This is a genomic window from Marinovum sp. E3, assembly GCF_055755275.1.
In genome coordinates, this window is the sequence record NZ_JBVTQV010000002.1 from 273,984 (window position 1) to 285,438 (window position 11,455).

At 65.8% G+C, this 11,455-nt stretch carries 10 protein-coding genes; 5 read left to right on the forward strand and 5 right to left on the reverse strand.

What is annotated here, in order from left to right; translation table 11 throughout:
• Nucleotides 1–60: 60 nt before the first annotated feature.
• The 3 genes from AC0J5K_RS18745 to AC0J5K_RS18755 are packed head-to-tail and all read right to left on the reverse strand — an operon-like array spanning nt 61 to nt 2,866.
• Complete coding sequence (locus tag AC0J5K_RS18745; RefSeq protein WP_074837585.1) at nt 61–738, reverse strand: GntR family transcriptional regulator; 678 nt, start codon at nt 736–738, stop codon at nt 61–63.
• Nucleotides 735–1,769 carry a Gfo/Idh/MocA family protein gene (locus AC0J5K_RS18750; RefSeq protein ID WP_074837584.1) on the reverse strand — a complete coding sequence of 345 codons (1,035 nt, stop codon included), beginning with the start codon at nt 1,767–1,769 and terminating at the stop codon, nt 735–737. The genes AC0J5K_RS18745 and AC0J5K_RS18750 overlap by 4 nt, the downstream gene beginning before the upstream one ends.
• Complete coding sequence (locus tag AC0J5K_RS18755) at nt 1,766–2,866, reverse strand: isocitrate/isopropylmalate dehydrogenase family protein (protein ID WP_274563677.1); 1,101 nt, start codon at nt 2,864–2,866, stop codon at nt 1,766–1,768. The genes AC0J5K_RS18750 and AC0J5K_RS18755 overlap by 4 nt, the downstream gene beginning before the upstream one ends.
• A gap of 129 nt (nt 2,867–2,995) precedes the next feature.
• Between AC0J5K_RS18755 and AC0J5K_RS18760 the strand changes: the two genes are divergently transcribed.
• The 5 genes from AC0J5K_RS18760 to AC0J5K_RS18780 all read left to right on the forward strand — a co-directional run bounded on the left by AC0J5K_RS18760 (nt 2,996) and on the right by AC0J5K_RS18780 (nt 7,457).
• Nucleotides 2,996–4,003: a Bug family tripartite tricarboxylate transporter substrate binding protein gene (locus AC0J5K_RS18760; RefSeq protein ID WP_274563679.1), complete on the forward strand. Its 1,008-nt coding sequence runs from the start codon at nt 2,996–2,998 to the stop codon at nt 4,001–4,003.
• A gap of 80 nt (nt 4,004–4,083) precedes the next feature.
• The gene (locus AC0J5K_RS18765; RefSeq protein ID WP_274563681.1) at nt 4,084–4,848 is read left to right on the forward strand and encodes a hypothetical protein; all 765 of its coding nucleotides are present in this window, start codon (nt 4,084–4,086) and stop codon (nt 4,846–4,848) included.
• Nucleotide 4,849: 1 nt separating this feature from the next.
• On the forward strand, nt 4,850–6,361 hold the full coding sequence (locus tag AC0J5K_RS18770) for a tripartite tricarboxylate transporter permease (RefSeq protein WP_074837580.1): 1,512 nt from the start codon (nt 4,850–4,852) through the stop codon (nt 6,359–6,361).
• Nucleotides 6,361–6,645: a putative quinol monooxygenase gene (locus AC0J5K_RS18775; protein ID WP_274563684.1), complete on the forward strand. Its 285-nt coding sequence runs from the start codon at nt 6,361–6,363 to the stop codon at nt 6,643–6,645. Before AC0J5K_RS18770 ends, AC0J5K_RS18775 begins: the two co-directional genes overlap by 1 nt.
• A complete protein-coding gene (locus tag AC0J5K_RS18780; protein WP_274563686.1) occupies nt 6,642–7,457 on the forward strand; it encodes an N-acyl homoserine lactonase family protein in 816 nt (271 codons plus the stop codon). The genes AC0J5K_RS18775 and AC0J5K_RS18780 overlap by 4 nt, the downstream gene beginning before the upstream one ends.
• Nucleotides 7,458–7,523: 66 nt before the next feature.
• On the opposite strand, the gene AC0J5K_RS18785 is transcribed toward AC0J5K_RS18780, so the two are convergent.
• Both AC0J5K_RS18785 and AC0J5K_RS18790 read right to left on the reverse strand, forming a co-directional pair.
• Entirely contained in the window at nt 7,524–9,854 is a 2,331-nt protein-coding gene (locus AC0J5K_RS18785) for a Tex family protein (RefSeq protein WP_274563688.1), read from the reverse strand.
• 216 nt (nt 9,855–10,070) lie between these two features.
• Entirely contained in the window at nt 10,071–11,402 is a 1,332-nt protein-coding gene (locus tag AC0J5K_RS18790; RefSeq protein WP_274563690.1) for an esterase-like activity of phytase family protein, read from the reverse strand.
• Nucleotides 11,403–11,455 lie beyond the last annotated feature (53 nt).

An 11,455-nucleotide genomic window follows, 5' to 3' on the forward strand; every position in this document is an offset into this window, starting at 1 on the left:
GAGGGGATGGAACCAACCAGTAGCCGGATCAGGCATCGCGGCGATGCCTGGCGCGCCGGGTCACAGGGTCCGAAGCCGCATGCGGTCGAGCAGTTCGGTCAGCACGTCCCGCGCATGGCGGCGGTGGTCGCGGTGGACGCGGCGGGCCTTGGCGGGATCACCGGCAAGGATGGCGGCATAAACCTGGCGATGATCTTCGTTCGACTGCACCGGCAGCGGGCGGACAAACAGCGTCGACGCCTTGGCCCGCCGGACCTGATCGCCCATCATCGCGACAATCATCTGGACCCGCGAATTGCCACCCAAACGCACCAGCTCAACGTGAAACCTCTCATCCGCCTCCGCCCAGGCCTCGAGATCCTCATCCGCGATGGCCCCGTCCATATCGTCAATCGCCGCAGCCAGTTCCGTGAGCTGTGGCTCCGAATAGCCGGCTTCGGCGGCCCGCTCGGCAGCCAGGCTTTCGAGCTCGGTCAACACATCGTAGATCTCGCGCATGTCCGTGGCCGAAACCGGCAGAATGCGCACGCCCTTGCGCGGCCGCATCTCCACCAGCCCCTGACTTTCGAGCAGGAGCGCCGCCTCGCGCACCGGCGTGCGCGACATGCCCAGCCGTTCGGCCAGTTCGGTTTCCAGATGATCGGAGCCGGCCGGCAACTCGCCCGAGAAAACCATTTCGCGCAGTTGCTGCACCGCACGTTGAGCGTTGGAGACGGGCTTCGCAGTCTTGCTTGTCACGTCGTTGCTCCGCCAAGCTGAATTTTTTGCCCCGCGGCGGCTGAGGCATAGATGGCCTGTTCGATCTCGATCACCGTCAGATAGTCGCGCGCTGTGTTTTCCAACGCCCCGCCATCCAAAAGACCTGAAATCACGTGGCTCTGCAAGCTATGTACGCAATCGCCGCCGAAGCCGTCCCATCGGTCGGGCGGCAAAAGCACCTCCTGCCCGGTGTCGCCGTGGCGGCGCAGATGCACCGCGCCGTCACCCCGGAGGTCCAGCACCCCTTCGGTGCCCTCGAACAACGCCTCGCCCATGGTGCGGCGCAGGTTGTCGGCGGCATGGTCGAGATGGCGGTTGCCGTCAAACAGCGCCCGAACCCCGCCAGGATGATCGAACAGCACAAAACCCGCATCCTCGCCGCGGATTGCCGGGTTGAGGCGGCGCAGATCGGCGTAGACATGCGAGGGGTCGCCGAGCAGCCAGCGAAAGGTGTCAACCCAATGAACGGCAGTTTCATGGATCAGAAAGCGTTCCATCCGCTGAAAATAGGGCTGTCGGTCGAGATAGGCCCGCGGCCCCTGCCCGTCGCCGGGACGCAGGCGAAAGGTGACCTGTTGCAAGGTGCCCACCGCATCCCGGGCCAGCGCCGTTTTCACAGCCCGATACCAGGGCTGGAAACGGAAATTCTCATGCACCACGATCACGGCGCCCCGGGCCTCGGCCTCGGCGGTGATGGCCCGGGCCTCGTCGAGACTGGCGCAGAACGGCTTCTGACAGATCATCCGTGTCACCCCCGCCGCAAGCGCCATCCGGATCGTCGCCGCATGGGCTTCGGGCGGCAGGATGATGTCGAGCAGGTCGGGCTTTGCCTCGGCCAGCATCCGCGCCGGATCGTCAAACGCCGGCAATCCGGTGGCGCGGGCTCTGGCGAGATCGCGATCGCAGGCGGCGACAGCGCGGGCGCGCGGCATGCGCGCCCAGCTGCCATAATGGAACTGGCTGAAATAGCCTGCCCCGACGCAGGCCACCCGCAACGGCGCAGCGCTCATGCGGCACGCGCCGTCCGAAGCACCCGCTGCACCGCTCCGGCGGCCGCATCGGTGCCGGCGGTCCCGCCGAGATCGCGGGTCAGGCAATCGCCGCTTGCGATCACCGCCTCGACCGCCTCGCGCAGACGCACGCCATCGGTGCGCAGCGCGGCATTGTCATGCTTGAGGCCCAGCCAGTCGAGCATCATCGCCGCCGAGAGGATCATCGCATGCGGATTGGCCACGCCCTGACCGGCGATATCGGGGGCCGAGCCATGGCAGGGTTGGAACACCGCCTGTTTCAGCCCGATGTCGGCCGAAGGCGCGAGGCCAAGCCCGCCCATCAGCCCGGCACCGAGATCGGAGAGAATGTCGCCAAACATGTTTTCCGTCACCAGCACGTCGAAGTCCCAGGGCTTTTGTACCATCCAGAGCGCCGTGGCGTCGACATAGGCATGATCGGCGGCGAGATCGGGGTATTCTGCCGCGATCTCGTCAAAGATGCCGCGGAAAAAGGCGAAGGCGCGAAACACATTGGCCTTGTCGACGCAAGTCACCCGGCCCGGCCCGCGCCCGGCCTGCCTGCGGCTTCGCGCCAAATCGAAGGAGAAGCGGAACAGTTTCTCCGAAATCTCGCGGGTGATGCGCAGGGTCTCGCGCGCCTCGGTCTCGCTGACCACGCCAGTGCCCATGGAATAGAACAGCCCCTCGGTGCTCTCGCGCACCAACACGAAGTCGATCTCGCGCCCCTCGGGCAGGGTCAGCGGCCCGGCCTGGCCCTGCCGCACGCTCACCGGACGGATGCCGGCAAAGAGGTCGAAGGCCATGCGCAGCTCGATTTGCGGCGAAATCTCGGTGCCGTCGGGATAGCGCACATCCGGCAGGCCCATGGCCGAGAGCAGGATCGCATCCGCCGCCGCAGCGACCCGCAGCGACTCGGCGGGCAAGGATTCGCCGGTCCGGGCGTAATGCCCCGCCCCGGCGGGCAAAGTGACAAATCTCAGGTCATATCCGGTCGAGGCAGCGGCCAGTTGTTTCAGCAGGGCAATTGTGGGGGTGGTGATTTCCGGCCCGATACCATCGCCTTCGAATACGGCAATCTCATATGTTTCGGTCATGTCTGGCTTTGCCTTCTCGGTGGTTGCGGGTGCGCCGGGCATTCAGCGAACGGCGTTGACAGCGCGCCTTTTAATGCATACACAAAAAAACGCAATAAGCAACGCAAAACCTTTGGGAGGAATTGGCAGATGAAGATTTCGATCACCAGAACGTTGGCGGCGCTGGCGCTGACCGGCGGGATTGCCGGCGTCGCCGCAGCCCAGGACTATCCTTATCGCGACATCACCACCGTCGTGGTCTGGGGCGCCGGCGGCGGCACCGACACGATCAACCGGATGATCATGGCCGAGATGGAGAAACACCTGCCGGTATCCATCAACGTCATCAACCAGACCGGCGGCGTCGCCGGATCGAACGGTATGGTTTATGCCGCCAACCAGCCGGACGACGGCTATACGCTGGTCGGCCTCTCGGAATCGAATGTCACCGCGGCCGTCCAGGGCGGCTGGGACAAGAAATTCGACTATTGGTATCCTTTCATCGTCGGCGGCTCGCCCGATCTGATCTCGGTGCCGGCCGACAGCCCGCACGACAGCCTGAGCGATCTGATCGAGGCCGCCATGGCCGAACCCGGTTCGATCCCGGCCGCCGCCGGCGGCGCCGGGTCGATCCACCACCTGAACCTCCTGGCCTTGGAACAGGGCTCCGGCGCACGGTTAAAATTCGTGCCATACAAGGGCTCCGCACCCGGCCAGGAAGCGGCGATTGCCGGCGAAGTGGCGTTGGTCGTGACCTCGCTGGCGGAACAGGCCGCGCTGATCGAGGGCGGCCAGCTCAAGCCCCTGGCAATGCTGACACCCGACAGCGTCGAGATTGCCGGCCAGACCGTGCCCTCGGCCTTTGACAGCTATGCCGGCCTGTCCGAGGTGCTGCCGCTGAAACAGGCGATCGGCTTTGCGGTGCACGACTCGGCACCGGAAAACGTCAAGGCGACGCTGGCCGGGGCCTTTGAAAAGGCAATGGCCTCGGATACCGTTGCGACGTGGGCCGAGGTCAACAAATACGACATCGGCGGTCAGTATGGTGAAGCGGCCCAGGCGCTGTTCTCGACCCTGGAGAGCACCTTTGCCTATACGCTCAAGGATCTGGGAGCAGCCAAGGTCATGCCCGAAGACCTCGGCATCGAGAAACCGTAAGACCAGAGCGCCCCGGCCGCACCGGGGCGTTGCATCCGGCGGGTGCCCCGGCACCCGCCCCTGCCGTTGGGAGGCCCGCCTTGGACAATTCACCCGACACCGCGGCACCAGACATTGCCCGCCTGCGTGCCCGTGATTTCTGGAGTGCGCTGGCGCTCATCGTGCTGGCGCTGTTCTTTTTGTGGAAGACGCTCGACATCCCGCTCGGCGGCGGCAACGGCGCGGGCGTGAACAGCGCCGACTGGTACACTTCGGCCGCCATCGTGCCGCTGGGCCTCTTCGGCGCGCTGCTGGTGCTGGCTCTGGTGCTGCTCGCGATCTCGATCCGCTCGGGCGGCGCGGCACAGGCGCTGAGCGCCGCCGGCCTTGGCTGGTCGGCCTCCGAGGTCTGGCGCTTTGTCGCCGTGGCACTGATGCTGCTTGCCTATATTGCCGGGCTGGTGCCCAGGGTCGACTTCATCCTCGCTTCGGCGCTGCTGATCACCGCACTGATCGCCAGTTTCCACGGCCGGCCAGAGCCGCGCCCGCTGCTGCCGCTGCTTGCCATCGCCGGCGCCGCACTGGTAGCGCTGACGATGCATTTCCCGCGCGCCGAATGGGCCCGGCACGGCGACGATTGGGTGGCGCTGGCGCTGCTCGTCGCGCTGACGCTCTGGCATCAGGCAACCGGCCCAAGGGGAACCGCCCTGCGGCTGACCCCGGTGCTGGCCATCGGCGTGCCGCTGCTGCTGATCTGTGCCATGGCCTTCGGTTTCCGCCAGAACGTACCGAACCGCGGCGGGCTGATCTTTGCCAAGATCGAATACGGCTATTACGTGCATCTGCGCCCGATCTGGAGGTCCTGAGATGGAATTCATCTTCGGACAACTGGCAGGATTCGGCATGGCCTTCGCCACGCTGGTCAGCGACCCCTGGACCTATGTCTATCTGATCACATCGGTGTTTCTCGGCATCACCTTCGGCGCGCTGCCGGGGCTGACGGCGACGCTGGCGGTGACGATCCTGACCGGCTTTTTCGGCAACAAGATCCCGCTGGATTACGCGCTGATCGCCCTGCTCGGCGCTTATGTCGGTGCGATCTACGGCGGATCCTATCCGTCGATTCTGCTCAACATCCCCGGCACGGCCGCCAGCGCCGCAACCGCGATGGACGGCTATCCGCTGGCCAAACAGGGCCGCGGTGCCGAAGCGCTTGGCCTGACCACCACCGCCAGTTTCATCGGCACGCTGGTGGGCACCGTGGCGTTGCTGATCTTCGTCTGGGTGCTGCTTTTGATTTCCAAGAACATCGCCAGCCCGGAAAAGGCCTTGCTGGCGCTCTTCGGCATCCTGCTGTCAGGCACTTTGATGAGCGCGGATCTCGCGATCAAGGGCTGGATCGCGGGGCTGATCGGCCTGGCACTGGCCATGGTCGGGATGGATCCGATCCTGAGCGAGGCGCGCTACACCTTCGGCTGGTCCTATCTGCTCTCGGGAATCGCCGTGGTGCCGGTGCTGATGGGCGCCTTTGCCGTGCCGCAGATCATCGAAGGCATGCGCCACGTCAGAGCCGGCCGGGTGGCCGAGCTGAACGGTCGCATCCTGCCCAACATGACCGCCATGCGCCGTTACCTGCCCACCATCGGGCGTTCGGGCGTGATCGGCACCGGTGTCGGCGCCTTGCCCGGCGTTGGCGAGGATGTGGCAGGCTGGGTCAGCTACGGTGTCGGCAAGAGCGTCTCCGAAGAGGGCGACAGCTTCGGCAAAGGGTCGCTCGAGGGGCTGCTGTGTTCCGAAACCGCCAACAATGCCTGCATCGGCGGCGCGCTGATCCCGCTGCTGGTGCTGGGCATCCCGGGCTCGCCGCCGGCGGCGGCGCTGATGGGCGCCTTCAAGATCAACAATGTGATCCCCGGCCCCACCATCGACCCCGAGATCATCCTGCGGGTTGTCGCCATCATGGTGCTGGCCAGTTTCACCATGTTTGTCTTGGGGCTGTTCACCGCCCGCATCTTCATCAAGGTGCTGCGCATTCCGCAGACCGTCTTTCTGCCGCTGGTCATGGTGCTGACCACAATCGGATCGTTCAGTGTCGGCGGCGGGCTCAACGATCTCTACCTGATGCTGGGCGTGGGGCTGGTGGCCTATGTGATGAACCTGCTGTGCTATCCGATCGCGCCACTGGTGATCGGCGTGATCCTCGGCGGCATGTTCGACGAAACCTTCCGCCGCTCGTTGCTGCTCTCGGACGGGGACCTCTCGGTCTTTGTCTCACGGCCCGGCGCGGCACTTCTTCTGACCCTGATTATTGCCCTGATCCTCGGCCAGATGCCGGGGGCGAAACGGGCCATCCGACGCCTGAAAGGACGCACAACCTGATGTATGCCGTGACTGTGAGTTTCACCCTGCGCCCCGGTGCGCGGGCCGACTTTCTGCCGCTGATGGCCGAAAACGCGCGGCTGTCGCTGCAACGCGAAGCCGGATGCCGGCAGTTCGACGTCTGCACCGACGGAGGCGAGGAGATCTTTCTTTACGAGATCTACGAAAGTGCCGAAGCGTTCGAAACGCATCTGAAAAGCCCGCATTTCCAAAGCTTCGACGCTGCCGTCGCAGGCATGATCGCCGACAAGTCGGTCACCACCTTTGCCGAGGTGCTGCGATGAGCGCCTGGGAGGTTCACGCCGTCAAATACGCCGCGCGCAATGCCCGCAGCCGCGCCGACAGTTTCCTCTTCGACGACAACCACGACGCGCCACATGCCATGGACTATTACATCTGGGTGCTGCGGCGGGGGGACGAGGTGCTCCTCGTCGACACCGGCTATGACGACGCCGAAGCGCAGGCGCGGGGCCGACCGATCGAGCTCGACCCGCGCGCGGCGCTGAAGCCACTGGGCCTTGCGCCCGAGGCAGTGTCGCAGGTGATCGTCACCCATCTGCACTACGACCATGCCGGCGGGCTCCACCTGTTCCCCAATGCCAAGCTGCACATGCAGGCCGCCGAAATGCAATTCGCCACCGGCCCCTGCATGTGCCACGACACCCTGCGCGCGCCATTTTCGGCGCCGCATGTCTGCGAGGCGGTGACCCGGCTGTATTCCGGCAAGGTGGTGTTTCACGACGGCGACGCCGAGATCGCCGAAGGCGTGACGGTACATTGCATTGGCGGCCATTCGCGCGGGCTGCAATGCGTCCGGGTGCGCACGGCAGCAGGCTGGATGGTGCTGGCCTCCGACGCGGCGCATTACTACGAGAATGTCTTTGCCCGAAAACCCTTCCCGATCGTCGTCGATCTGCAAGATATGCTCGATGGGTTCACCCGGCTCGAGGCGCTGGCCTCCGATCGCCGGCTGATCGTGCCGGGTCACGATCCGCAGGTGCGGCGGCTTTACCCCCAAGGCGTGGCGCCCCATATCTTCCGGCTCGATCATGGGCCCGACGGCGACCCGACCGAGAGCGGGTTGCGCCCCGCGTAACACAACGGCGGTCCCGCCGGCGCAGGGCCGAAAGCCCCGCCCCGCGCCCACGGCTGGCCGCCGTGATCAGCGTTTCTTCATCGCATCGAGCAGGGCCGCCCCCAGCGCGCCCTGGCCACTGTCTTGCGGCTTGGCGGGTTTGGACGTCTTGCGCGCCGGGCCGCCCTGACGGCCCTTGGGTGCCGGACGCTCGCCGCGCTTGCCGCCGCCCTGGGCCGCGCCGCCTTCTTTGCGCATGGTCAGGCCAATGCGCTTGCGCGGGACGTCGACCTCGGTCACCCGCACCCGCACCACATCGCCGGCTTTCACCACCTCATGCGGATCCTTGACGAAACGGTCGGCGAGCTGGCTGACATGCACCAGCCCGTCCTGATGCACGCCGATGTCGACAAAGGCCCCGAAGGCCGCGACGTTGGTGACGGTGCCTTCAAGCGACATGCCGGGCTTGAGATCGGTGATCGACTCGATCCCCTCGGCAAAGCTCGCGGTCTTGAAGCTGGGGCGCGGGTCACGGCCGGGTTTCTGCAATTCGGCGAGGATGTCGTGCACCGTCGGCAGGCCGAAACTGGCGTCGGTAAAATCCTCGGCGCGCAGCCCCTTGAGCAGGCTTTCCTGCCCCATGATCTGGCGGATGTCGCGGCCGCAGGCCTTCACGATACGCCGCGCCACGTCATAGGCCTCGGGGTGGACCGAAGAGGCATCGAGCGGCTCGTCGCCACCGTTGATGCGCAGGAAACCCGCAGCTTGTTCGAAGGCCTTGGGCCCGATGCCCGAAACCTTGAGCAGCGCGCGGCGCGAGGCAAAGGCGCCCTGAGCATCGCGATGCGTCACGATGGCCTGCGCCAGCGAAGGGCCAAGTCCGGCGACATGTGCCAGAAGCGGCGCCGAGGCAGTATTGAGATCGACCCCGACAGCGTTCACCGCATCCTCGACCACCGCTTCCAGTGCCTTCGACAGCTGACGCTGGTCGACATCGTGCTGGTACTGGCCGACGCCGATGCTTTCGGGCGTGATCTTGACCAGTTCAGCCAGCGGATCCTGCAAGCGCCGCGCAATCGAGACAGCGCCACGCAGGCTCACGTCCAGCTCGGGAAATTCCCGCGCTGCCAGTTCCGAGGCGGAATAGACCGAAGCGCCGGCCTCGGAGACAACCACCTTGGTGGGGGCCGGTCCCGCCGGCAGCCTCTTGAGCGTTTCGCCGACGAGTTTCTCGGTCTCGCGGCTGGCGGTGCCATTGCCGATGGCGATCAGCTCGATGCCGTGTTTGCGCACAAGATGCAGCAGCGTCTCTTCCGATCCGCGGATGTCACGTTTCGGCGGGAAGGGATAGATCGTGGCGGTGTCCAGAAGCTTGCCGGTGGCGTCCACCACCGCCACCTTGACGCCGGTGCGGATGCCCGGATCAAGGCCCAGCGTGCACTTGGCACCGGCCGGGGCGGCCAGCAGCAGATCCTTGAGATTTCTGGAAAATACCCGGATCGCCTCGTCATGGGCGCGGCGGCGCAGCTCGGTCAGCAAATCCATGTACATCGACAGGCTGAGCTTAACCCGCCAGGTCCAGCCCGCTGCCTCGCGCAGCCAGCTGTCGCCGGGCGCATCCCCGGGAATGCCGATGGCGCGGGCGACGATGCCGGTGGCGCGTTCGGTACCGGTCTCGGGCTCGGGCTCGATGTCGAGGGTCAGGATCCCCTCCTTGGAGGCGCGCAGCACGGCAAGCGCCCGGTGAGCCGGCATGTCGGCCCATTTCTCGACATGGTCGAAATAATCCGAGAACTTGGCGCCGGCCTCTTCCTTGCCGGGCTGGACACGCGCGACCACCCGCGCCTCGGCCTTCATGAATTCGCGCAGCCGGCCCAGCAGGTCGGCATTCTCGGAAAGCTCTTCGGCCAGGATGTCGCGGGCGCCGTCAAGCGCGGCCTTCACCGTCTCGACGTTTTCGCTCATGTACCCTTCGGCCAAAGCCTGGGGCGCAGCGCTGCGATCTTCCTGGATGGCGCGCAGCAGCGGCTCGAGCCCGTTTTCACGCGCGATCATCGCCTTGGTGCGCCGCTTGGGCTTGAACGGCAGATAGATGTCTTCCAGCGTCGCCTTGCTCTCGGCCCCGGCGATCTTTTTCGCCAGCGCATCGGTCAGTTTGCCCTGGCCCTTGATCGTCTCGAGGATGGCGGCGCGCCTGGCCTCCATCTCGCGCAGATAGGTCAGCCGGTCGCCCAGGGTGCGCAGCTGGGTGTCGTCGAGCCCGCCGGTCGCCTCCTTGCGGTAACGGGCGATGAAAGGCACGGTGGCGCCTTCGTCAAGCAGCGCGGTGGCGGCCTCCACCTGCCGCGGGTTGGCTGCGATCTCGCCAGCAATGGTGCGGGCGATGCGTTCGGCGGTCAAAGCGGGAATCTGGCTCAAGGACGGCTCCTGTCGTTCGGGAGCAAAGTCATACCGGCCCCGCCCCCGTCACGCCAGTCAAAAGGATCCGGGCCGCGGCGCCAGGTGACGCCACGGGCGAGAATGCAAATGGCGGTGGTTGAGGAGCCGACAGCCCGGCCCGGGCGGGATGCGGCAACGGCGCGCCGTCCTAGGAGCGGGTGGAGGGAGGAGCCTGCCGGCCCCTCCCGTCCTTGTTCAGCTTCCGGCGCGGGCCTGAAGGAATTCGCCGACCTCGAGCAGGATCAGTTCGTTGTCGTCACGCGCACCAAGCGCGCGGCCGACCGAGAACGGAAAGTTGTTGTCGTTGCCGACGATGATGTGGCTTTCGTCCACCCGGTCAACATCCTCGATGGTGACAAAAGGAAAGGTGAACCGCCCGTCTTCGCGCTGGCCCTGGCGGGCGAGGCCCTCGGGGTCCTGCATGTCGAGCAGATCGATATAGGCCGCCTTCTGCACCGGCTGGCCGGCGTCGACACCGGCGAAATCGATCATGTAGACGCGCTTGAACATCGCGGGTTTCGAGAAACACTCGTCGGTGGCGCCACCCTTGCAGGCCAGTTCCGCATCGCCCTGCCCACCGTCACGTTCGATCACCAGCCCGCGGGTCTCGTCGATCATGTTAAAATCGCCGATCGCGTGGGTCTCGCCTTCCAGCGGGTAGAACCAGGAGGTGCCCGTCCAGTCGCGGGTCGCGGCGTCCATCTCGAGGATGCGCAGCGCGGTGCGGCCGTCTTCGACCGTCTCATAGGCCGCGCCGGTCCAGAGCGGACCTTCGAGCATCGGGTAAAGCGTCGTGCCATCGACCGAGGCCGCGAACCCCTCGTAGCCCCGCGAGCGCTTGGCGGTATGGCCGGGCTTTGCGGCGTCGGGGTTGCCGAGGCGCAGGAAGGGGTTGTCGGGCGACATCACGATCTCGCCGTCGACGAGGGTTTCGTGGAACTCCTTCATCACCCCGGTCTCGCGGTCAAAGACTATGACGAAGGGGCCGAATTCGTCACCGATGACAATGTCATCGCCGACCATCTGAAAACCTTCGATGTCGAAATCCGCGCCGGTCAGGTAGCGGCTCTTGGTGCCTTCCATGGTGATCGGGAAGGGCACGATGCCCTCGGGATCGCTGAGGAAGGTGGTCTTGACCACCTCGACCGCGCCACTGGCGAAATCAGGCCGCACCACCGAAAAGAACAGCATCGCGTCGGGCGAATTGACCTTGGAGCCGAAACCGTTGTCGGTCAGCACGTAGAAGCTGCCGTCGCCCACGGTCTTGATGCCGGAAAAGCCCTGAAGCGGCTGGCCGTTGAAGGGCAGCGCGGCGCCATCGGTCGGCGCGACGTCGGAGCGACGGTTGCCTTCGCCGGTGAACTTGCCCGAGGTTTGCAGCGTGGCCGGGGCGTCGGCGGGCGCGGCGATCAGGGTTTCGGCCGGAAGCACGGCATGGCCGGCGAGCCTGGCGTCGAACTTGACCGCTTCGGCGGTGGCGAATGTGGCGGTGCTGGCGAGAAGACCAGCCAAAAGAATGCGCGTCATGCGGCTCTCCTTGGTGAGTGTACCGCGCTGACCTAAGCGGCCGACATTGCATC